A 22,775-nucleotide genomic window follows, 5' to 3' on the forward strand; every position below is an offset into this window, starting at 1 on the left:
GGCCCTCTTAGCATTACTACAGGAATCCCTCTATAACGGCATACCAAAGCCGCCAGAGTCTGCCCGAAAAATGTCTACGCCGCTGTTCTATAGCGAACGTTAAATTCATTCGCTATATCCCGCCGATTCCTTGCCATGCCCAAAAATATCCTCATCATCTCTCCTTCTTGGATTGGCGATTGCGTGATGACGCAGCCGCTTTACCGCCGCCTGCACGAATTGCATCCCGGCTGCCGGATTGACATATTTGCGCCCAAGTGGTCGATGGCCGTGTTCGAGCGCATGCCCGAAATCAACCAGATTTTGGAAAACCCCTTCGCCCACGGCGCATTGCGGCTGCGCGAGCGCTGGCGGCTGGGCAAAGAGCTGGCACGGCGCGGCTATGACCAAGTGATCGTGTTGCCCGGCTCGTTTAAATCTGCGCTGATTGCCCGCGCCGGCGGCATCGCGCAGCGCACCGGCTATGTGGGTGAGAGCCGCTACCCGTTGCTCAACGACATCCGCAAGCTGGATAAGGCCGCACTGCCGCTGATGGCCGATCGTTACACTGCCTTGGCTTACCCGAAATGCGTGCCGTTCGAGCCGCGCCCCGGCGATTTTCCCCGCCTCTCCGTTTCTGCTGCCGCCAGCGAAGCCGCCATGCATGCCCATGGTTTGAGGCACGACCGCCCCGCGGCCGCTTTCTGCCCCGGTGCGGAATACGGCCCGGGCAAACGCTGGCCGCCACGCCATTTTGCTGCATTGGCTAAACGCTACGCCGCTGAAGGCTATCAGATTTGGTTGTTCGGCTCGGCCAAAGACCACGAAACCGCCGAAGAAGTACAGCGGCTTTCAGGTAGCCTTTGCACCAATTTGTGTGGACGGACCAGCCTTTCCGAAGCCATCGATTTGCTCGCCCTTGCGCAAATCGTGGTGTGCAATGACAGCGGCCTGATGCACCTGGCTGCCGCGCTGAATCGCCCGCTGGCTGCCGTGTACGGCTCGTCCAGCCCAGAGCATACCCCGCCCCTGAGCTTGCATGCGCAGGTGGTGAGCCTGCACCTCGAGTGCAGCCCCTGCTTCAAGCGTGAATGCCCGCTCGGCCACACCGATTGCCTCAACAAGCTCGAGCCGGATTTGGTGTACCAAGCCGGCTGCCGTGCCATCTGCTCCCGCTTCCCCGAACAAGCGCCTGAAACTCCAGCAAAATGAGCGTACCCACTACCTTAATCTGGTTCCGGCAAGACCTGCGCACCGACGACCAGCCTGCCCTACAAGCCGCCACCCGCACTGGCCGGCTGCTGCTCGGCCTGTATGTGTGGCCGAACGACAGTGCACTCACGGCGTGGCGGCGTTATTTTATTTGGCAGAGCCTGCGCGATTTGCAGGCACGGCTGGCCGAATGCGGTATTCCGCTGCATGTGCGCGGAGGTAATCCCGTGCAGGCGGTGGCCGAAATGGCGGCATATTGCCGTGCGGCAGAAGTGGTGTGTGCAAGCGACGGGGCAGGGCAGGGCGCATTACGCGCCGTGCTGGAAAAGCAGGGCTGCCGGCTGCACGGCGTGGCCGACGGCCTGTTGCAGCCGCCCTTCCAATTTATCCGTTCGCCGTATTTCAATGAGCCGGCCTTTGCCGCGTTTCAGGTAGCCTGGCAGGCCGCATGTGCCGAACAATATGCCGCTTGGCAAGCACCGGCCTGGCCGCCGCCGGATTTGGCCGCGCAGCAGAAAAGGCTACCTGAAAATCTGAAAACTGCCGCGCTGCCTGCTGTCCCCCGTGCCGTGCTCACCATTCCCGGCGGCGAAACCGCCGCCCGGCGGCAGCTGGCCGAATTTTTGTCGCGCCTGCCGTATTACCCGGTGTTGCGCAGCCTGCCCGCCCAACACGGCAGCTCGCAGCTCTCGCCGCATCTTGTGTTTGGCACGCTGTCGGTGCGCCGGGTGTGGGCGGTGGCCGGCAACTCGCCTGATGCTACTGCCTGGCGCGAAGCTTTGGCCCGGCGCGAATTTTGGCGGCATTATTTCCGCCAATATCCCGATGTGCTGCAGCAAGGCCTGCCCGAACACCGTGCCGCAGCCGGGCAGGCCAACCAAGTGCTGATGGCCGCTTGGCAGCAAGGCATAACCGGCTACCCGCTGGTTGATGCCGCCATGCGCCTGCTGCGCGACACCGGCTGGTTACCGCACAGCCTGCGCCGTTTCTGCGCCGCTTTTTTCTGCCACGTGCTGGGTGGCCGCTGGCAGGATGGTGCCGGCTGGTTTGCCCGCCAGTTGCTGGATTTCGAGCCCGCCGCCAACAGCGACAACTGGCAGCTGGCTGCCGGCCTGGGTGGTAAGCGGGTTGAACGGCAGCCCTTCAACCCCGTGGTTTGGTCACAAAAGCTCAATCCCGACGGCCAATTCATCCGCCGCCATCTGCCGCAGTTGGCACATCTCGATAGCCGCCGTATCCATGCCCCGTGGCTGGCCGCAGCGGAAGTGAACACCAACGGCTACCCGGCGCCGGTAGTAGATTATCGGGCGCGCTAGGGCAGGGCGATGAAGAGGCTACCTGAAAAACGGTTAACTTCGTTGCCGCTTTCAGGTAGCCTCTAGCTTTGGCGCGAACTTTATGGCTTTGGCGCTATAATTCCGCCTTTACACAACCAACGACTGCTTGCCATGTACCGATTGATGAGCGATGCCGCCAACCTGATGCGGCTGCGATTGCGCCCTGCCGAAGAATATGCCTACTCACTACCGGATTGCCTGGGCGCGCTGGTGATGGTGGCTGCCGTGAACACAGCGATGCTTTCGCCCGTGCTGACCGGGCAATACGGCATGATGGTGTTTGTGTTTTGCCTAAATTTGGTGAAATGGCCGGTGTTTGCCGGCGTGATGACCCGGCTGATGGGTGCACTCGGTGGCCGGTGGCAATCTTTGTGGGGCTACACGCTGCTTACTGAAGTGCTCTCTTTGCCTGCTTTGTTGATTCTGTACGTACCCAGTCTGGCACTGTTGCTGCAAGTTTGGATGGCTTGGGCGTTTGCCGTGGGTGTGATGGGCTATGCCCGCCTCTGCGGCGTGCGTCTGTGGCAGGTGTTGCTGGGCTATTTTGCCGGTTTCTGTACTTTATTGGTAACGGCCATGGTCGTTATGGTATTGTTTGCTTCGGCCGGTATCATCAACCAAACGCAATTGGAGCAGAATATGCAGCGCTGGCAGGAGCAGATGAGCGCGCCACAGCAACAGAAATAAACGGCTGCTTGAGCATATGAAAAGGCTACCTGAAAACAAATTTTCAGGTAGCCTTTTGCTTGCAGGTATATGCTCTTAACGGCCGTCTATCCGGCGTATGGCGGCATCCACTTTGGCTCGGCGCTCGGTTTCCTTGGCGCGGGTTTGGTGCAGCAGTTCTGCAGCGGAGATGCCGCGTTTTGGGGCTTCTGCAGCGGCGTATCCGGCCATTTTGCTGTCGAGATAGGTTTCAATCTCACGGCGCAGACGGGCGCGTTCGACTCGGCTCTCGGCGCACAGTTTGCCCAAATCAGCGTTGGTGGGGCGGGCCGTATGGCTTTGATTTGGAGATTGCCTAGCTTGCTGGCGGCATTGATCCACTTTGGGGTGGTTAAACAGCAGTATCATGGATAAATCGTTGAAATAGCTTGATGCTTCCGGGCTTTCCCGATAACAGAGCGTACCGTTGGCCAAGGTGTTGGTATCTTTAATTAGCTGCTCGCACTCGGCAGCCAGTGAGGCATGGTCGGTGCCTGGCCGGGTTTGAGCAAAGGCAGGCACGGCGAAGGAGGCCAGTAGCAGGAGGGCGAGGGATTTTTTCATAATATTGATTCCTCTAGCAGAGTTGCTTCAGCAAGAAACGGCAGTAGAATGTATCAGAAAAGGCTATCTGAAAGCAAGGTTTCAATGCAGCACAGTAGTGTAGTGTCTGCGAAGCTAACAATTTTCAGATAACCTTTCCGCATTTAGCAAACCTTATCCCCGGGCTGAGCACCAGTATCGGGGCTGAGGATACGGGAGGATCCGTCTGGCAGTTCGGCGGAGAGAATCATGCCTTCGGATATGCCGAATTTTGCCATTTTGCGTGGGGCGAAGTTGGCGACGGCGATAACCATGCGGCCGTTCAATTCGGCAGGGTTGGGATAAGACGCGGCGATGCCGGAGAAAATGATGCGTTTTTCAAAACCGAAATCGAGGTCGAATTTTAAGAGTTTGGTGCTACCTTCGACGGCTTCGCAGTTCAATACTTTGGCAACGCGCATGTCGATTTTCATGAAGTCGTCGAAGCTGGCCTGCTCGGCAACTTTTTCGTATTTGCTGTCTTCAACAGGCGCGGCTGCGGCGGCAATGCTTTGTTTGTTGGCTTCGATTAAATCGTCCACTTGTTTTTGCTCCACTCGTTGCATTAAATGTTCGTATTTGTTGATGGCGTGTTCTTCGCCTAGGGTTTCGCGCGTGTTCGCCCAGGTAATCGCGTCCAGATTGAGGAAACGCGCGGCGTTGGCGGCGGTTTGCGGCAACACGGGGGCGAGGTAGGCGGTCAGCATGGTGAAGGCATTGATGAGTTCGCTGCATACTTCATGCAGGCGTTCGTCCTGACCTTCCTGTTTGGCGAGCTCCCACGGCTTGTTGGCATCGACGTATTCGTTCACCGCGTCTGCCAATGCCATGATGTCGCGCAGGGCGCGGGCGTATTCGCGGTTTTCGTATTGCTCGGCGATGCCGTCGCTTTCGGCAGCGAGTTTTTGCAATAACAGGCTACCTGAAACGTCTTTCAGACGGCCTTCAAAGCGTTTGGCCAGAAAGCCTGACGCGCGGGCGGCGATATTGACGTATTTGCCGACGAGGTCGCTGTTTACGCGCGAGATAAAGTCTTGCAGGTTCAAATCGATGTCTTCGATTTTGCTGTTGAGTTTGGCGGCGATGTAGTAGCGCATCCACTCGGGGTTCAGACCTTGTTCCAGATAGGATTTGGCGGTAATGAAGGTGCCGCGCGATTTGGACATTTTTTGTCCGTCCACGGTCAGGAAGCCGTGTGCGTACACGCCGGTCGGGGCGCGGTGGCCGGAGAAATGCAGCATGGCGGGCCAGAACAGGGCGTGGAAATAGAGGATGTCTTTGCCGATGAAGTGGTACATCTCGGTTTGGCTGTCGGCTTTGAAGTATTCGTCAAAATCGATGCCGATGCGGTCGCACAGGTTTTTAAACGACGCCATGTAACCGACGGGTGCGTCCAGCCAGACGTAGAAGTATTTGCCCGGCGCGTCGGGGATTTCGAAACCGAAATACGGCGCGTCGCGGGAGATGTCCCAATCGGACAGGGTGGTTTCTTCGCCTTCGCCCAGCCATTCTTTCATTTTGTTGAGGGCTTCGGCTTGCAGATGGGGCTTGCCGTCGTGCGGGTTGTTGCCGGAAGTCCATGCTTTGAGGAAGTCGGCGCATTCGCCCAGTTTGAAGAAGAAGTGTTCGGATTCGCGCAATTCGGGTTTGGCACCGGAAACGGCGGAATACGGGTTGATCAGTTCGGTCGGGGAATAGGTCGTGCCGCAGACTTCGCAGTTGTCGCCGTATTGGTCTTGGGCGTGACATTTGGGGCATTCGCCTTTGACGAAGCGGTCGGGCAGGAACATTTGTTTTTCTGGGTCGAAAAGCTGCTCAATGACGCGGCTTTCGATTTTGCCGTTGGCTTTGAGTGCGCGGTAAATGTCTTGGGAAAACTGTTTGTTTTCAGGGGAATGGGTGCTGTAATAATTGTCGTAGCCGATGAAAAAGCCGGTGAAATCGGCGAGGTGCTCTTCGCGCACTTTGGCAATCATGTCTTCGGGCGCGATGCCTTGTTTTTGCGCGGCAAGCATCACGGGCGTGCCGTGGGTGTCGTCGGCGCAGCAGTAGTGGCATTCGTGGCCGCGCAGTTCTTGAAAGCGCACCCAAACGTCGGTTTGGATGTGTTCGACCATATGGCCGAGGTGGATGCTGCCGTTGGCATAGGGCAGGGCGGAGGTAACGAGGATTTTGCGTTGCGGTGATTTAGTCATGATTCGCGGTTTGTTGGAAAGATGGAAATGGGCGGTATTATGCCACAAAGGGCCTGCCCTTAGCAGACGCAAAGGCTACCTGAAAGGGTTTCAGGTAGCCTTTGGATTGTGTGGAGAGGCCACCTGAAATTTAGCTTTGCAGAGCTTCGCCGCATTGCATTGCAACGGCGCTTTCAGGTAGCCTGTGTGCTTAGGGCTGTTTGTTTTGCTCTTCTGTTTTACTTTTTTCCGGGAACACGAAAGAAGCGGCCACGCCCAAGGCCAGCACTACCAGCACCACCACCAGCGAGGCGTTGGGCGAAATTTCGTAGCCGTGTTGGAACAGGTGCTCGGAGGCGGAAAGCGCCAGTTTTACCGCGATAAAAAATAGCAGCGCCACCACGGCTTTTTCCAGGTGCACCAAATAGCCGCGCAGGGCTTCGAGCACGAAATACATGGTACGCAGGCCGAGGATGGCGAATATCATGGCGCTGTACACAATCAGCGGCTCTTTGGATACGGCAATCACCGCCGGTACGCTATCGAAGGCAAACATCACATCGGAAATCTCGATAATGGCCAAGCACAAAAACAGCGGCGTGGCCACCAGCACGCCTTTTTTCACCGGCTGCGGGTGGTGTTGCGCCGGGTGTTTCAGGTCTTCGCCGGCCGGCTCGAGGCGCACGTCGGGGTTTTGGCGGCAAGCTTCGGTAAGCTCGTGGCCGTGCAGGAAGAAATTGTGCCCATAGAGGCGCGGCCATACTGGGAAGAAACGGTGCACCCAGCGGTAGGCCAGGTGTTCGGAGTAGTCTTCGTTGGCTTCCTCCTCTTCATCGCGGCGCAGCATCATGACGCCCGTCCAGCCCACCACCACGGCAAACACGAGCTCCACATACGGCCCCAGCGCCATCAGGCCGGTGCCGATGGCCACGAACACCATACGGAACACAATCGCGCCGATGATGCCCCAATACAGCACACGGTGGCGGTAGGCCTCTGGGATTTTAAACCAGGAAAACACGGCCATAATCACGAATAAGTTGTCCACCGACAGCACTTTCTCCAGCGCATAACCGGTGAAAAACAGGCTGGCCATCTCGCTGCCGTGGTGGAACCACAAATAGCCGCCGAACGCCAGCGACACTGCAATCCAAAACACTGACCACAGCGCGGCGCTTTTGAGCGACATGGGCTTGTCGCTGCGGTGGGCAAACAGATCAATGGCAATCGCGCCTACGGAGAGGACAACGAAAACGGCAACGGTTTCCAGCGGAAAACCTAAATGGGTGGTCATGGGAGGGAATCCTTATGGTGGTGTGTACGGGCTACCTGAAAAACCGGCTATACCTGAACAAACATTTTGTAATACTCAATTTCGCCGCACGCAAACGCAATCACCAGCCGGTCTTCGCTTTGGGGATTTTTTTGCCGCCCATGTTGCCGATGCACACGCCCAGGCCGGGGATGGTGAGGTAGTAGTTGTCTTCCACATAATCGTATTGTTCGTTCCAGGCGGCAATGCTCTCGGCAGAGAACACGGCCAGGCCGTTTAGCATGGGGTTGGTGTGCTTGTTGCAGATGATGGATTTCAATTTCTTGCCCTGATTTTCATACACCAGCTCGCAGGCAGAGCGGTATTCGGTGGTTTGGCGCAGGATGTTGTCGGTTAGGATTTTCGAGGCCTCGCCCCATTCTTGGTTGATGCTGTCGAAAGTGGCATCCAGCTGGAAAACGGCCGAGTCGGTGTTTACCGATTCGAAGGGGGTGATGATGAAATCGTTCATATCGGGCAAGTTTTTCTGATTAGGCTGTTGCGGTGCGGCATTGTAATTCATGCTGCCTGCGGCGGCAGCAAAATTTGCATATTGCTGCAAAATGCAGCACAGATTGCCTACCGTATGGGCAGGACGTAATTAAGGCTACCTGAAAACCCACTACACAGAAATTTGCTGTGTGGCGTTTCAGGTAGCCTTTGCTATGGCTTGCTAGCCGGGCTTACTGCTTGGGCGGCAGCTCTTTAGCCAGGTAGAGCCAGGTTTCAATCACCGTATCCGGGTTCAACGAAATGGTTTCGATGCCTTGTTCAACCAGCCATTTGGCGAAATCCGGGTGGTCGGACGGGCCTTGGCCGCAGATGCCTATGTATTTGTTCAGCTTGCGGCAGGCTTTGATGGCCAGGTGCAGCATCACTTTCACCGCCGGATCGCGCTCGTCGAAGGTGCCGGCAATCGGGCCACCGCTGTCGCGGTCTACGCCGATGGTGAGCTGGGTCATGTCGTTGGAGCCGATGGAGAAGCCGTCGAAGTATTTCAGATACTGTTCGGCAAGGATGGAGTTGGTAGGCAGCTCGCACATCATAATCAGACGCAGGCCGTTTTTGCCGCGCTCCAGGCCGTTTTCTTTTAGTGCTTTCACCACGGCTTCGGCTTCGTGCAGGGTGCGCACGAAGGGAATCATAATTTCCACGTTGGTGAGACCCATTTCGTCGCGCACGTATTTCAGGGCGCGGCATTCGAGCGCGAAGCAGTCTTTGAAATCGGGTGAAATGTAGCGGGCGGCGCCGCGGTAGCCGAGCATGGGATTTTCTTCGTGCGGCTCGTAGATATTGCCGCCGAGCAGGTTGGCATATTCGTTGGATTTGAAGTCGGACATCCGCACGATAACCTTTTTCGGATAGGCGGAGGCGGCGATGGTGGCGATGCCTTCGGCCAGTTTGTCCACGTAGAAATCCACCGGTGAGGAGTAGCCGGCGATGCGCTCGTTAATCTGCACCTGCAGTCCGGCATCTTGGCGGTCGAATTCGAGCAATGCGCGCGGGTGGATACCGATTTGGCGGTTGATGATGAATTCCATGCGCGCCAGGCCGATGCCTTCGCTGGGCAGGCTGGCAAAGCCGAAGGAGAGCTCAGGGTTGCCCACGTTCATCATGATTTTCACTGGCGAAGCAGGCATGTTATCCAATGCCAAATCAATTACTTCTACTTTTAGCAGACCGTCATAAATCAGGCCGGTGTCACCCTCGGTGCAGGATACGGTTACGCTTTGGCCGTGAGTGAGCACATCGGTGGCGTTGCCGCAGCCCACTACTGCCGGGATGCCTAATTCTCGGGCGATAATGGCAGCATGGCAGGTGCGGCCGCCGCGGTTGGTAACGATGGCGGAGGCGCGCTTCATCACTGGTTCCCAATCCGGATCGGTCATGTCGGTCACCAATACGTCGCCGGGCTGCACTTGGTCCATCTCGGCGGCGTTTTTAATCAGGCGCACGGTACCTTGACCGACTTTTTGGCCGATGGCGCGGCCTTCGCACAATACGGCAGATTTGTTTTCGATGCGGTAGCGGCGCAGGGTGCTGTTGCGCTCTTCCTGCGATTTCACGGTTTCTGGGCGAGCCTGCAGAATGTAGAGCTTGCCGTCCAAGCCGTCGCGGCCCCATTCGATGTCCATCGGGCGGCCGTAGTGTTCTTCGATAATCAGCGCGTATTTGGCCAATTCGGTGATTTCTTCGTTGCTGATGGAGAAGCGTTTGCGTTCGGCTTCTTCCACGTCTACCACCTGCACAGATTTGCCGGTTTCGGCGGTGTCGGTGAACACCATTTTAATCAGTTTGGAACCCATGGTTTTGCGCAGGATGGCGGGGCGGCCGGCGCGCAGGGTGGGCTTGTGCACGTAGAATTCGTCGGGGTTTACCGCGCCTTGCACCACAGTCTCGCCCAGGCCGTAGGAGGCGGTTACGAACACCACTTGGTCGAAGCCGGATTCGGTGTCGATGGTGAACATCACGCCGGAAGCACCAGCGTCGGAGCGCACCATGCGCTGTACGCCAGCAGACAAGGCCACCATGTCATGTGCGAAGCCTTTGTGCACACGGTAGGAGATGGCGCGGTCGTTATAGAGCGAGGCAAATACGTGGTGCATCGCTTCTTTTACGTTTTCCAGGCCTTGGATATTCAGGAAGGTTTCCTGCTGGCCGGCAAAAGATGCGTCCGGCAAGTCTTCAGCAGTGGCAGAAGAGCGTACGGCCACGGAGATTTGGTCGGTACCCGCGTCGGCCACCAGTTTATCCCAAGCGGCTTTGATGTCGGCTTCTAGTTCAGCCGGAAACGGAGTATCCAGAATCCACTGGCGGATTTGTGCGCCCACTCGTGCCAGCTCGGCTACATCGTCCACATCCAGCGCAGCCAGCGAGGCGGAAATGCGTTCATTCAAGCCGTTGTGCGACAAAAATGCGCGGTAGGCTTCGGCCGTGGTGGCAAAGCCGCCGGGCACGCGCACGCCTTTTTCAGCCAGCTGGCTGATCATTTCTCCCAGGGAAGCGTTTTTGCCGCCCACCTGTTCCACGTTGGTCATACGCAGATTTTCAAACCAGATTACATTGTTGCCAGACATGATTCTATTCCGTCCTGTGGGTAGTTAAGGGAAAGCGGCAGTATTTTAGCCGCTGGCCGGGTTTCTGTCATGGGCTATAGCTGAAGCACATGCTTTTTTCCTGCTGCGTTGGCTCGTCTTGCTGTACTGCCTGTACTGTTGGCTCGTTGCCTTGTAGGAAAACTACACCCAAACCTGGACCGCAAAAGCTGCTAGAATAAGTCGTTTTTAAGCATATTTACGCATCAATAATTTATTAGGAATCCCACTAGGCTAGCTGAAAGGAACACCAATGCCACCATGCACACGCCACGCCATCTTTATTTCCGACCGCACCGGCCTCACCGCCGAGGGCATGGGCGACGCCCTGCTCAACCAGTTCGACAGCATCGAATTTAAACGCCTCACCTATCCCTTTATCGACACCCCCGAAAAAGCCGAACGCGTGGTGGCCGAAGTGAATAAAATTGCCGACGGCTGCAACCTGCGCCCCATTATCTTCACCAGCATCGTGAACGAAGACATCCGCCACATCATCCGCAACTGCAACGGCCTACACCTGAGCTTTTTCGACGCCTTTATCAATAAACTTGAAGAAGAACTCGGCACCCAAGCCGTATTGCAGGTGGGACGCACCCACAGCATCCAAAACACAGAGCGCTACGATGCCCGCATGGAAGCCGTAAACTTCTCCCTCAACCACGACGACGGCGTATCCGCCAAAGATCTTGCCGACGCCGACGTAATCCTCATGGGCGTATCCCGCAGCGGTAAAACCCCCACCTGCCTCTACCTCGCCCTGCAATACGGTATCCGTGCCGCCAACTACCCGCTTACCCCCGACGATTTGGACAACATCGACCTGCCGCGCATGGTTAAGCCCTTCAAATCCAAAATCTTCGGCCTCACCATCGATCCCGCCCGTTTGCACCATATCCGCACCGAACGCCGCCCCAACTCCCAATATGCCAGCCCCGAAAACTGTCGGCGCGAAGTGCGCGAAGCCGAATCCATGTTCCGTCAACACAGCATCCCCCACACCAGCACCACCCATAAATCCGTGGAAGAGCTTGCCGCCGGCATTATGCTCGCCTGCAAACTGCAACGGCGCACATAAGCTGCACTGCTGCAATATGAAGAGGCTACCTGAAAACACGGCTTACCGTTTTCAGGTAGCCTTTTGTATGGCAGCTTGCTTGCGGGAGGCATTACTACACTACGCCGATAGTGGGAGGCATCCCCCACTTTGGTTTTCAGGTAGCCTCCAGCGGCACAGTTGGGCTGCCAAGCTGCTTTGCTATAATCCCCGCATCCAATCCGCTATTCGCCAACCATGCAACTCACCAAATACCTGCAAGCCCAAGGTATCGGCAGCCGCAAACAATGTCGCCAGCTGGTCGAACAAGGGCGCATTACGATTAACGACGAAACTGCCGAACAGCCTGCTGCCGAAATCGAACCCGACCAAGTGCAGCGTCTCGCCATCGACGGCGAAGAGATCGCTGTCATCCCCCTGCCGCACTACTACATCCTGCTGCACAAGCCCGCCGGCTACGAAACTTCGCACAAACCGCGCGACTATCCCAGCGTGTTTTCCCTGCTACCCGACCACATCCGCGCCACCGAGCCGCAAGCCATCGGCCGGCTTGATGCCGACACCACCGGCGTGCTGCTCATCACCAACGACGGCGCGTTCAACCACCGCCAAACCTCGCCCAAACACCATGTGGGCAAGCTCTACCGCGCCACGCTCAAGCATCCTGCCGGCGAAGAGCTGTGCGCCGCCCTGCGCCAAGGCGTGCTGCTGCACGATGACAATAAAACCGTATCTGCTGCCGCTGCCGAATTGGAAAATCCGCACAGCCTGCTGCTCACCATCACCCAGGGCAAATACCACCAGGTAAAACGCATGGTGGCCGCTGCCGGCAACCGCGTGGAAGCCCTGCACCGCCTGCGTTTCGGCGATTGGGAGTGTGATGATTTGCTGCCGGGGCAGTGGCGCTTTATCCAGCCCGAGGATTGAGTGGCTCGGGTATTTGAGGCTACCTGAAACATTGTGGGGGCGGGTATATAACGAAAGTATTTCCCTTCTGTACGGCATTAGCCCGCTTTGCCGTACTCTTGTATTCGCGACGGCCTACTGCTTGTGTCGAAAAGTGGATGTAAATAAAGGCTACCTGAAAATTTCAGCTTCGCAGAAACTTGCTGTGCTGCTTTTCAGGTAGCCTTTTCACGTCTTCTCAATCAGTCTGCCTGCCATTTAAAGCTGTGATCGCAGAAGGGCAGGAACAGCAGTTTGGTGGTGCCGACTTGGATGATGTCGTTGCGTTGCAGGGTGGGCTCGCCACGGATGGTGCTGCCGTTGAGCATAGCGAGGTTTCGGCTGCTGCCGCGCTCAATAAAGAACTCGTTGGCGTGATGGTCATATACCACGACGGCATGGGCTTCGTGGCTGACGGTGTTGTCGCTTTGCGTGCCGAAATCGAGGCAGACTTCGAGGTCGGTGTTGCGACCGATTCGGTTTTCCCCCTGAATCAGGCGGAAATCGGTGCCGCGCCCTTGGCCTTCGGTAATAACCAGCCAGCCGACCACGGGGAATTCGCACATGCCTTTAGCGCGGGGTTCGTCATCGGGCCGGTTGCTCATGCCGATGATATGGGTTTTCAAGGCAGGGGCGCTACTTGCCTCGGTGGCGGTGTTATCAAGGATTTGGGTTTTGGCGCTTTGGGCGGCCAGTTGCTGCGAATCGGCAGCGAGCATTTGGGTGCGTTCGTTGGCAGGGGTCGGGGCGGCTGCGGTGTAGGGGCTACCGGAAAAGCCGGAGTCTCCGCAATAGGGGCAGTCGGCCTGTATTGCGGAGTCGTAGTAGTGTTTACCGGCAGCACAGAGAGTCATTGCCATGCTATGTTCCTTTTATGATTGGGTGAGTTGGTAGGCAATATCGCGGTTGGCCAGATAGATGGTTTGGCCGGAACGCAAGGTGGTGCGGCTGATGCGCTGCTCCAGGCTGTCTACAAAGGTGCCGTTGGTGGATTGCAGGTCTTCCAACACAACGTTGCCGGCTGCGTCCACGCTGATACGGCAGTGGCTGCCGGAGATTTGCTGGCGGTTGATCACCACGTCGTTGCCGCTACTGCGGCCGATGCGGACGGTTTGACCGGGGTAGAGTGCGATGGCGGGCAGACCGGCGCCGAGCGGTTGCAGGGTGGCGGTAATACGAGGTTGGGCGGCTTGTGGCGAGCCCATGCTGAAGCGGGCAATGTTTTCGTCGGCAGACAGTTGCAATACATCACCGGCGTTCAAAACGGCGCGGGTGATTTTGCTGCCGTTTACATAGGTGCCGTTGGTGCTGCCCAAGTCTTCCACCTGTACTTGGTGGCCGTCGAACAGCAGTTGTGCGTGGCGGGCGGATACCTGTGCTTGGTTGATAATAACGGAGGCGGGTGCGCTGCGGCCGATAATCGTGGGTTTGCCGGCCGGCAAGACGATATTGCTGCCGCCGCAGAGTGCGGTGAGTGTAACGCTACCTGAAATGCCGGCTTGGGCTGGCTGCGCCTGTTGTACCTGCTGCGCGCCGACGATGCGGCGGATCAACTGGGAGTTAATCGGCGGATTGGAGCCGGCTTTCACCTGTTTTTTCAGGCGCAGCAGATACACGCCGCCGCCGCCGGCCAGCAATATCAGCAAACCCATGCCGCTATAAAGCAGGGTGAGCTGGCGCTTAGTGCTGGCGGTGGCGCTGTCTACGCATTCGTTCTTGATTTGGGTGAATTTGACGTTGTGGCTTTGCAGAATCGGTACAAGTTCGGAGTTGGAAACGGCAATAACAGTATTAACCTGTTCTTTGTGCGCACCTTCGTTGGTGCCGACCACCTGGCCGCAGCGGTTTACCAGCGGGCCGCCGCTGTTGCCACCGCTGATGGGGGCGTGGTGTTCCCAGTAGCTGCGGTTTTCGTAGTTTTTGAATTCGCGTTTGAGCGTACCTTCGGCAATTACCGGCTGGATGTAGGCATTGGGGTCGCCGAAGCCGAAGCCGGAGGTAATATCATCGGAAGCACCGGGGAAACCGATGGAAAACACCGGTAGGGTAGGTTGGAGGAATTTTTCGGCAGCCAGCGGCAGCGGTTTGCCAGTGAGGCCGTGCACTTGCAGTAGGCTAAGGTCTTTGGCACTGTCGCTGGAAATCTGCTGGGTGGAAATTAGCTCTAGGTGGGGGGCAATGGTGCGCACCACAAACACTTCCGGCTTGCCCAGCTGTGCCATCTCACCCACATCTGCGTTAGCAACGTGGTCATTGGTTACGAGGTGGCCTTCTGTCGACACCAAATAGCCCGAACCGTGGCCGGCAAAGAGGTAGATTTGGCCGTTTTGTTTGAAGAGGGTAAGGTTCTGCCCATTTTGTGCGGCAACGCGCACATAGCCGTTGCTGTTGATTTCCGAGAGCATCTGCGGGCTGACCAGCTGCGAGGCGATTTGCGTCGGCAGCGGCACGCCTATCCATAGGCGGTATACCGATTTGGCCGCGCTCAAAACATCGGGCTGATTGGCGCTGGCCTGCCCGGGCAGCATCAAAAGGGATAGCAGCAGAAATTTTCGCCAAAAGTGTTTCATAGAGGATCCTTAATTGATTGTGCAGATGGTGTTATCGGGTTTGCGGCGCAGAGGAGTCAGGCGGCATCAGTGGCAGCGGCACGGAAGCAGCGGGTGGATTTTTCGGGCTGGATACGACAGAGGGTGGCTCAGATGCAGGGGTAGGAGAGGTCGGTGTATAAGGTTCGGATGTGGCCGGTGAAGAGGTTGCGGATGCAGAGGAAACATCCTCGTTTGGCGGCATGTGCTGGGTGTGGCGGTCGGATGTGAACCACCAGGTACCAACTAAGAGTACACCCAAAATAAAGCCAATGATAAGGCCTTTGGCGGGGAAGCTGGAGGTGGATGGTGCGGGCGGGAGGCTACCTGAAATTCGGGTAGAGAGCGTGGACTCGCCGGTGGCAGGGAGGGATTGCGTAGACAGGTCGTGCACTTGGGTAGCGGGCGAGGTTTGTTTGGCAGTTGCCTGTACCAAAAGTAGCGAGGTATTGTCTTGATGCGGATGCCGTTTGGCCTGCACCAGGGCCAGTAGGGTGTTTACTTTGTCTTCGAGGCTACCTGAAGCAGCTATAAGGGTTTGCTCGATTTCCTCATCGCTTAAGGTTTGCACACCGTCGCTGGCCAAGAGCAGTAATTCGCCGGGAGAGAGTGTGCCGGAGGAACAATCGATATGGGCGATGTCTTTGCCCATTACGGCGCTGGTTACGGCATGACGGGCGGGGTGGCGGTCGGCGGCTTCGCTGCTGATTTCCCCCGCAGCGATCATGCGTTTGAGATCTTCGGCAAAGGCATGGTTGGCATTGATGCGGCGCAGGCTGCCTTGGCCGTAGGTGTAGAGAGGGCTGTCGCCGACGCTGATGTAGCTGTAGCGGTTGTCGGTTTCGTCTACCACCACGGCAATAACGGTGGTGCCCATACCTTCGAGTTTCGGCTGTCGGCGCAGGGTGTCGGACAGGGTCTGGTTGGCTTGGTGCAGGGCTCGGCGCAAATCCTGCTCAGCTTCGTGTAGGCCATATTGTTGAAAATAGTCTAAAAAGGCAGCTACCACGGTTTTGGCGGCAATTTGCCCGCCGCGCTGCCCGCCCATGCCGTCGGCCAGTACATAGAGTTTGTGCTGGGGAGAAAGCACCAGGTTGCCCAGTGCGTCTTGCTGTTCTTCACGTTGGCCGATGTACTGGCTTTGATGGAAATTGATCTGCATAGGTACTCCTTCAGCGGCCATCTGATACCGCAATTGGGCGGCAGGCTACCTGAAAACTATGTGGCAGAAGGGACTGATTTATGGGCAGTCGCTGCCGGATACTGTGCCATCGACAAGGTGTTTGCCGTTTTTGTCGTAGAAGGCAATGATAAGGGTACCGTTATGTTGGATCAGCCACGGGCTGATATTGGGATCGGTACAGAAGGTTTTGGCCATAGCTGGGCCGATAGAACTCTGCAATTCGTTGAGCTGGTCGCTGTTGAGGTCACGGAGGTGCAGGTCGGTCATGGTAATCTGCATTATCAGTTCGTTGCTACTCTCGACATAGACGGTTTTGTCCCAACGCACGCCGTCGCTGATCATTTGTGGCAGCTGTTTGTTAATTTCGTCGAGATAAGCAGCCGAGATACCGGTGCCGTCATTCTTGCCGCTATCGTTTTCAGCGGGCTGCTCAGGTTGGGTTTGGCTGGCGGGTGGCAGTACTACCGGCGTATCGGCAGCAGTTGAGGCGGTGGGTGGGGAGGCAGGTTCGCCGTTTTTATCACTGTCGCGCATCAGGACGGAAGCGGCGATAACCAGCACTACCAACATTGCTGCAACGATGCTGCCCCACAACAGCCATTTCGATTTGCTGCTGGTCGCTGCTGGAGCAGTTTTACGCTGTTTGGGTAGCACTTTCCCGTACACGGCGGTTTGTGTCGGGTAAGAGGCTTGGGTGGTATTGCCGGCTTCGGGGAGGGAGGCAGCCTGAGATGGAATTTCTGCCAGTCCAAGCAGTGCCTGCTGCATATCCATAGCATTTTGGAAACGGTTTTCGGCACGCACGTTGAGAGCGTAGTCGATGGCGGCAAGGAAATGATGGCTGTAGCGGCCTTCATAGCGACTGCCGGCCAGCTTGGGTTGGGTATCTTCACCGGCGATGCGGGCGGGGGCTTCTTCAATCAGCTGGTGGGTAATGGATTGGTAAATGCAGGCGCCGATACTGTATAAATCCAGAGCGGGCATGAAAACATCGCGTGAGTGGTATTGTTCGATAGGGGCGAAAGGAGGGGTAAGGATTTGGGTAAGTGGTCGGCTTTTTTGGCCGACAGCCTGCCGGGCGGCTCCGAAATCAATTAATACCGGGGTTTGGTTTTCGGTGATGAAGATATTTTCTGGTTTGATGTCACGGTGCAGCAGCTGGCGCTCGTGAATATATTTCAGGCCTTCAAGCAAGGGGATAAAAATACTGGCCAGCTCATTTTCACTCGGGCTGGGGTGTCCTTTAATCCATTGGTGCAGGGTGATACCGCGCAGATAGGGCATCACAAAATAGGCGGTGCCGTTGGCCTCGAACAGGTCGGTTACCTTGACTACGTTGGGGTGGCTTAAGCCGTAGAGCAGCTTGGCTTCGTTGAAAAAGCCGTTTAAGCCCCAGTTGAAGATTTCCTGGTCACTGCTGCTTTTGGCTTGAATGGTCAGCCCTTGAACGCGAACGCCGCTGTCGGGCAGGTATTCTTTGATAACGTGTTGCGAGCCGAAATGGATATGTTCGGCCAGATAGGTGATGCCGAATGCGCCGGAGCCGAGCACTTTGAGGACGATGTAAGTGTGAAGCTGGCTACCTGCAACCAGCGCGTCTGCCCGTTGGACGTTTTGCTGCGTCATAAACACTATCCTTTACCAAAACCTGCAAATAATCCACATTACCCAGCATTATATAAAGGAAGCTTGAAACAAGGCAATTTCCGCTGCCAAGCAAAGTGGTTAATTTTTAGGATGTTGGAAACTGGTAATGACTACAGAGAGGTTCTCAATGGACCAATATTAGGGCAGAGTACTGTAGACGGCATCAGGAGTGCTGTGGAGAGGAGTAATGCTGCCCCCGTATTGATTGGGAAAGAGCGGTAAGATAAAGGTTTCCTGTTTTTACATCTTAGCAGCGATTATTGTTATGGCTACCTGAAACTTTTCAGGTAGCCTGCTCCCATCTTCCCATTTCATGCTTCAGTTAAACATTACTTTCTCTGCTAATCCTGCCGCCATATGAAGCCCCACCGTTTGCCTATATAATCGACACCATCACACACCGCACGGAAAATCATCATGCTTCCTTTGTTCACTGTTGCCACCAATGCCGATTGGCTCGACCAACTCGGTACTAATCTGCACACCTTTTTGCTAAGCCTGTTTTCGCGTGAGGAATTCGGGCTGAACCAGCTGCTCGGCAGCTTATCCAAAACGCTCGGCTGGGTGGATTTGGTGCTGGCGTTAGCTTTGCTGGTGGGAGCGTATTTCCTCTCCGGCCGACTGCTGGGCAAGATGCCGACGGAAGACGGCAAGCCGCATTTTTTGCGCCATATCGGGCGCCGCATTGCTTGGCCGCTATTGATGCTGCTGGGCGGGGCATTGGCGTTGGGTGGCTGGTTTGCCTTTTTCGGGGCAACGGCGGTGTGGCTGCGCCTGTTGGTGATGGCGGCGCGTTGGATGATTTTGATTCGGGTGGTGCTGGCGGTGTTCCATTCGGCGATTCCGGCCAACCGTTTTTCCGAGCGGATGGAATCTTCGCTGGCGGCTGCGCTGTGGGGCGCGTTTCTGCTGTGGGCTTCGGGCATTGACGATTTGATTCTGGCCTGGCTGCGCGGCTTGCAGTTTTCAGTTGGCTCGGCGCGGCTTTCGCTTTATACCGTGCTCACCGGATTGTTGTGGGTGGGCGTGATGTTGGTGGGCGCGATGTGGCTGTCGCGCTATATCGATGCACGGCTCAAAGGCAGCACGCGGCTGGATCCAAACCTGCAAATCGTGCTTTCCAAATTGGCGCGCTCGTTGCTTTTGGTGTTATCGGTGTTGATTGCGCTGCCGCTGGTGGGCATTGATTTAACCGTGCTTTCCGTGTTTGGCGGCGCGTTGGGTGTGGGCTTGGGCTTCGGCTTGCAGAAAATTGCCAGCAATTATGTGTCGGGCTTCATTATTTTGGGCGACCGTTCGGTGCGCCCAGGCGACCGGCTCACGGTAAACGGCTTCACCGGCTACGTGACGCAAATCACTTCCCGCTTCGTGGTGCTGCGCAGCAGCAACGGGCAGGAGGCGCTGATTCCGAACGAAACTTTCATCACTTCTACTGTGATCAACGAATCCTACACCGGTAAATCCCTGTGGCAGAGTTTAGACGTTCAGGTAGCCTACCATACCGATTTAACCCAGGCGATCGAGATTCTGCAGGAGGCTGCCGCCGCGCAGGAGCGCGTGAAAACCGATCCGCCGCCTAAGGCTTATCTGATTGATTTCGCGGATAACGGCATCAATCTGCGGCTCGGCTTTTGGGTGCGCGACCCCGAAAACGGCTTTCTCGGCCTTAGCTCAGCCATTTTGCTCACCGTGTGGCGGCGGTTTAACGAAGAAGGCATCGAATTCCCCTTCCCGCAGCGTGAAGTACGCATTCTGAATCAAGACCTCTCCCCCGATGCTGCCGCCCTGCTCAAAGCCGGCTATCAGGCGCAGGGCGATACCGCCTCCGACGAATTCGCCAACGCCAATCCCGAGCCGGCCAAGCCATCGGAAAGCCAAGAGGACGCCCGGTCATGAATCGCCCCGCCTATAAGCGCCCGGAATCCGTGCTGGTGTTGCTGCATGACGGGCAAGGCCGCGCCCTGATGCTCGAGCGCGTGTCCCCGCCCGGCTTCTGGCAATCCGTAACCGGCAGCTTGGAAAAAGGCGAAACCCCGTTTGCCACCGCCCTGCGCGAAGTGGCCGAAGAAACCGGCATCCTGCTCGCGCCTGAAGAATTAAAAGACTGGCACACGCAAAACGAATACGAAATCTACGAACACTGGCGCCACCGCTACGCCCCCGGCGTTACCCGCAACACCGAACACGTCTTCTCCGCCCGCATTCCCGCCGCCAGCCCCGTACGCCTTTCCGCGCGCGAACACCGCGCCCACCGCTGGCTGCCGCTGGCCGAAGCCGCCAGTCTTGCTTTTTCCCCTTCCAACCGCGAAGCATTGTTGCGTCTGGCCGCCGAAACCGAAGGCAGGCTACCTGAAAAATTGACTGCCCCACCGCTTTGATAGATGATGGCAGTCATCACCCCAAACGAGCCCTGTTATGGATACCCTGCTGCAAGAAGTTACCCAACAACTCGCCCAACGCGGCGAAACCATCACCTGCGCCGAATCCTGTACCGGCGGCCTGCTCGCCGCCGCGCTCACCCGCCTGCCCGGCAGCTCCGCCTGGTTTGAAACAGGCTTCGTTACCTACAGCAACCACGCCAAACAGCAGCTCCTTAATGTGAACGCCGCCACCCTCGGCCACTACGGCGCAGTGAGTGAAGAAACCGTGCGCGAAATGGCGCTGGGCGCACTCATCACCACCAAAGCCGACTATGCGCTCAGCATCTCCGGCATCGCCGGCCCCGACGGTGGCAGCGAAGAGAAACCCGTGGGCACGGTTTGGTTCAGCCTGGCCACCAAACAGCGCATCTGGGCCAAAGAGCAGCACTTTGAAGGAGACCGCGAAGCCATCCGCACCCAAGCCGTGCGCTTTGCCCTGATACTGATGAAAAAGTATTTGGAGCGATAGCCCGGCAGGGTTGATTGGAATGGAAAAGGCTACCTGAAAATTTCAGGTAGCCTTTATTCATGCCGTCGGCCTCACGCTTTGGGCAGGGTAACGCCGGTTTGCCCCATGTATTTGCCTTTGCGGTCTTTATAGGAAGTTTCGCACACTTCGTCGCTCTCGAAGAAGAGGACTTGCGCCACGCCTTCGCCGGCGTAGATTTTGGCGGGCAGGGGGGTGGTGTTAGAGAATTCGAGGGTAACGTAGCCTTCCCATTCCGGCTCGAACGGGGTCACGTTCACGATAATGCCGCAGCGCGCATAGGTGGATTTGCCCAGGCACACGGTGAGCACGTTGCGCGGGATGCGGAAGTATTCCACCGTGCGCGCCAGAGCAAAGGAATTGGGCGGGATGATGCAGCAGTCGTCTTCCACGGTCACGAAGTTTTTTGGATCGAAGTTTTTCGGATCGACGATGGTGCTGTTGATGTTGGTGAAGATTTTGAATTCGTTGGCGCAGCGGATATCGTAGCCGTAGCTGGATGTGCCGTAGGAAATGATGCGGCGGCCGTCTTGCTCTTTGATTTGCTTGGGCTCGAACGGCTCGATCATGCCGTGCTCTTCGGCCATGCGGCGGATCCAGCGGTCGGATTTGATGCTCATGGTGTTTGTCCTGGGTTGGGTTAGTTTGAGGGGAGGCTACCTGAAAGTGCTGCTGAAGTTTTCAGGTAGCCTTTTGGAGCAGCAGGCTACCTGAAGAATTGGTATTTAATCCTGCCAGCCGCCTAGAAGCGATACCAATTCCTGCAGCAGAGTGGAGAACGCTTCGGCCATCAGGATTTGCGAGGCAAAGGCCAGGCTGGAGGCATCGTCGCCGTGGCTTTCGGCTTCTTCCTGCAATACGTCTAAATACTGGATGCGTTTGAGAGTGAAATCTTGGGTGAGCACAAAGGCAATCTGATCACGCCACACCAGGCCGAGCTGGGTAACGGTTTTGCCGGTTTTCACGTGCTGCACCACTTCATCAGCGGTCAAATCCTGTTTCGACACACGCACGGTGGGCGCGGCATCGCCGGTGCCTTTGAGTTCGCACATATCATCCAGCTCAAAGCCGCCGCCGCAAGCGCCGGCGAGCAGCCACTCGGTCATCAGGGAGGAAGGTGATTGTTTGGTGTTCGGCAGTTTGGCTTCGAGCCCTCCCAAGGCTTCGCGCAGCTTGGCCAACAGGTTTTCCGCACGGGTGGCCGAGGCTTGGTTCACCAGCAGGAAGCCGCTGCGCGTGTCGCACACAGCCTGCGTTTTGCTGCTGCGGGTGAAGGCGCGGGGCAGCAGGTCGTCCGTAATCTGCTCTTTGAGCTCCTGCTTTTCTTTGCGACCCACGGTGCGCGCTTCGGCTCCTTGGATTTCGGCGATTTTGTCGTCCAAAATCTCGCGGATTACGCCGGCGGGCAGCACTTTTTCGGATTTTTTCAGCGCCACGCTCCAAGTGAAATCGGCGGGAAACACCAATTCCGGCGAAAACCCTTCCGGCGGGGCAAAGCCTTCGCCAAACCAGTCCAAACCCTGCGGCGGGGCAAATTCGGCCTCTTGCAGCCTGGAGGACAAGGTTTCCAAATCCGGTAGTTTGTCTTTGTTTAGGGGATAAAAGCTGACTTGTTTAAACCACATTTTGCTTGCTGTTTCAGTTTGTTTCAAAACGCGGCATTATACTGCCAAGCAGGCTTAGAAAGCTATTTGGAACGATGATTACCAAGACCGGCAAGAGAAGAAAAACCAAAGTGAAAACGGGGGAAGAAGAGTGGTGCTACACCTACAAAAATCTGAGGGAGGTGCTTATGGCAGTCTGAAGCGCAACCTGCCGTATCTGGGTGATTTTGCAAAGAGTAAGGAACTGATGATGCCTAACGTTATCAATATATTGGAGAGAAAATTTAGTGAAAATAAAGGCTAAAATCACTATCAGGCTGGGATGAAATTATGTACTAAAAGACTATTTATAATAATTTTATTTTATGGCTAGAGAAAGGACAAAAGAGATGGGAAACCCATCCTTTTGTCCATTGAACTAATTTTTCATACAATACGGTAAGCCGCA

At 56.5% G+C, this 22,775-nt stretch carries 19 protein-coding genes; 8 read left to right on the forward strand and 11 right to left on the reverse strand.

Annotated features, from left to right (window positions below; translation table 11 throughout):
- The first annotated feature begins 135 nt into the window (after positions 1–135).
- The 3 genes from waaF to A7P97_RS01950 all read left to right on the forward strand — a co-directional run bounded on the left by waaF (position 136) and on the right by A7P97_RS01950 (position 3,215).
- The gene (gene waaF / locus A7P97_RS01940; RefSeq protein ID WP_067530160.1) at positions 136–1,191 is read left to right on the forward strand and encodes a lipopolysaccharide heptosyltransferase II; all 1,056 of its coding nucleotides are present in this window, start codon (positions 136–138) and stop codon (positions 1,189–1,191) included.
- Complete coding sequence (locus A7P97_RS01945) at positions 1,188–2,507, forward strand: deoxyribodipyrimidine photo-lyase (RefSeq protein ID WP_067530161.1); 1,320 nt, start codon at positions 1,188–1,190, stop codon at positions 2,505–2,507. Before waaF ends, A7P97_RS01945 begins: the two co-directional genes overlap by 4 nt.
- A 132-nt stretch (positions 2,508–2,639) precedes the next feature.
- Positions 2,640–3,215 (forward strand): hypothetical protein, encoded by a 576-nt coding sequence (locus A7P97_RS01950; RefSeq protein ID WP_125080458.1) that lies wholly within the window; start codon positions 2,640–2,642, stop codon positions 3,213–3,215.
- Positions 3,216–3,290: 75 nt separating this feature from the next.
- Here A7P97_RS01950 and A7P97_RS01955 read toward each other — a convergent pair whose 3' ends face one another.
- The 5 genes from A7P97_RS01955 to ppsA all read right to left on the reverse strand — a co-directional run bounded on the left by A7P97_RS01955 (position 3,291) and on the right by ppsA (position 10,378).
- Positions 3,291–3,797: a hypothetical protein gene (locus tag A7P97_RS01955; protein WP_067530163.1), complete on the reverse strand. Its 507-nt coding sequence runs from the start codon at positions 3,795–3,797 to the stop codon at positions 3,291–3,293.
- A gap of 143 nt (positions 3,798–3,940) precedes the next feature.
- On the reverse strand, positions 3,941–6,010 hold the full coding sequence (metG, locus tag A7P97_RS01960) for a methionine--tRNA ligase (protein ID WP_067530164.1): 2,070 nt from the start codon (positions 6,008–6,010) through the stop codon (positions 3,941–3,943).
- A 190-nt stretch (positions 6,011–6,200) separates the two neighbouring features.
- Positions 6,201–7,283 carry a TerC/Alx family metal homeostasis membrane protein gene (locus tag A7P97_RS01965; protein WP_067530165.1) on the reverse strand — a complete coding sequence of 361 codons (1,083 nt, stop codon included), beginning with the start codon at positions 7,281–7,283 and terminating at the stop codon, positions 6,201–6,203.
- Between the two features lie 100 nt (positions 7,284–7,383).
- Positions 7,384–7,824: a hypothetical protein gene (locus A7P97_RS01970; RefSeq protein WP_125080456.1), complete on the reverse strand. Its 441-nt coding sequence runs from the start codon at positions 7,822–7,824 to the stop codon at positions 7,384–7,386.
- 160 nt (positions 7,825–7,984) lie between these two features.
- Positions 7,985–10,378, reverse strand: coding sequence for a phosphoenolpyruvate synthase (ppsA, locus tag A7P97_RS01975; protein ID WP_067530167.1), 2,394 nt, complete (start codon positions 10,376–10,378; stop codon positions 7,985–7,987).
- A 271-nt stretch (positions 10,379–10,649) separates the two neighbouring features.
- Here ppsA and A7P97_RS01980 point away from each other — a divergent pair, with 271 nt between their 5' ends.
- Positions 10,650–11,474: a pyruvate, water dikinase regulatory protein gene (locus A7P97_RS01980; protein ID WP_067530168.1), complete on the forward strand. Its 825-nt coding sequence runs from the start codon at positions 10,650–10,652 to the stop codon at positions 11,472–11,474.
- 216 nt (positions 11,475–11,690) lie between these two features.
- A complete protein-coding gene (locus A7P97_RS01985) occupies positions 11,691–12,380 on the forward strand; it encodes a pseudouridine synthase (RefSeq protein ID WP_067530169.1) in 690 nt (229 codons plus the stop codon).
- 221 nt (positions 12,381–12,601) lie between these two features.
- Here the strand turns inward: A7P97_RS01985 and A7P97_RS01990 are convergent, their stop codons facing one another.
- The 4 genes from A7P97_RS01990 to A7P97_RS02005 all read right to left on the reverse strand — a co-directional run bounded on the left by A7P97_RS01990 (position 12,602) and on the right by A7P97_RS02005 (position 17,795).
- A complete protein-coding gene (locus tag A7P97_RS01990; protein WP_067530170.1) occupies positions 12,602–13,258 on the reverse strand; it encodes an FHA domain-containing protein in 657 nt (218 codons plus the stop codon).
- 12 nt (positions 13,259–13,270) lie between these two features.
- The gene (locus A7P97_RS01995) at positions 13,271–14,968 is read right to left on the reverse strand and encodes an FHA domain-containing protein (RefSeq protein WP_067530171.1); all 1,698 of its coding nucleotides are present in this window, start codon (positions 14,966–14,968) and stop codon (positions 13,271–13,273) included.
- Positions 14,969–14,999: 31 nt separating this feature from the next.
- Positions 15,000–16,148, reverse strand: coding sequence for a protein phosphatase 2C domain-containing protein (locus tag A7P97_RS02000; protein WP_067530172.1), 1,149 nt, complete (start codon positions 16,146–16,148; stop codon positions 15,000–15,002).
- Between the two features lie 78 nt (positions 16,149–16,226).
- Positions 16,227–17,795 (reverse strand): serine/threonine-protein kinase, encoded by a 1,569-nt coding sequence (locus A7P97_RS02005; protein WP_067530173.1) that lies wholly within the window; start codon positions 17,793–17,795, stop codon positions 16,227–16,229.
- Positions 17,796–18,233: 438 nt separating this feature from the next.
- Here A7P97_RS02005 and A7P97_RS02010 point away from each other — a divergent pair, with 438 nt between their 5' ends.
- From A7P97_RS02010 to pncC, 3 genes are read left to right on the forward strand one after another with little or no spacing between them, the layout of a single operon-like run.
- On the forward strand, positions 18,234–19,712 hold the full coding sequence (locus tag A7P97_RS02010; protein WP_067530174.1) for a mechanosensitive ion channel family protein: 1,479 nt from the start codon (positions 18,234–18,236) through the stop codon (positions 19,710–19,712).
- The gene (nudB, locus tag A7P97_RS02015) at positions 19,709–20,194 is read left to right on the forward strand and encodes a dihydroneopterin triphosphate diphosphatase (RefSeq protein WP_067530175.1); all 486 of its coding nucleotides are present in this window, start codon (positions 19,709–19,711) and stop codon (positions 20,192–20,194) included. The genes A7P97_RS02010 and nudB overlap by 4 nt, the downstream gene beginning before the upstream one ends.
- A gap of 37 nt (positions 20,195–20,231) precedes the next feature.
- The gene (gene pncC, locus A7P97_RS02020; protein WP_067528237.1) at positions 20,232–20,705 is read left to right on the forward strand and encodes a nicotinamide-nucleotide amidase; all 474 of its coding nucleotides are present in this window, start codon (positions 20,232–20,234) and stop codon (positions 20,703–20,705) included.
- A 71-nt stretch (positions 20,706–20,776) separates the two neighbouring features.
- On the opposite strand, the gene dcd is transcribed toward pncC, so the two are convergent.
- Both dcd and A7P97_RS02030 read right to left on the reverse strand, forming a co-directional pair.
- The gene (gene dcd / locus A7P97_RS02025) at positions 20,777–21,343 is read right to left on the reverse strand and encodes a dCTP deaminase (protein WP_067530176.1); all 567 of its coding nucleotides are present in this window, start codon (positions 21,341–21,343) and stop codon (positions 20,777–20,779) included.
- A gap of 105 nt (positions 21,344–21,448) precedes the next feature.
- On the reverse strand, positions 21,449–22,348 hold the full coding sequence (locus tag A7P97_RS02030) for a recombination-associated protein RdgC (protein WP_067530177.1): 900 nt from the start codon (positions 22,346–22,348) through the stop codon (positions 21,449–21,451).
- Positions 22,349–22,775 lie beyond the last annotated feature (427 nt).

Origin of the sequence: Eikenella sp. NML070372 (assembly GCF_001648415.1) — a bacterium.
GTDB classification, from domain to species: Bacteria; Pseudomonadota; Gammaproteobacteria; order Burkholderiales; family Neisseriaceae; genus Eikenella; species Eikenella exigua.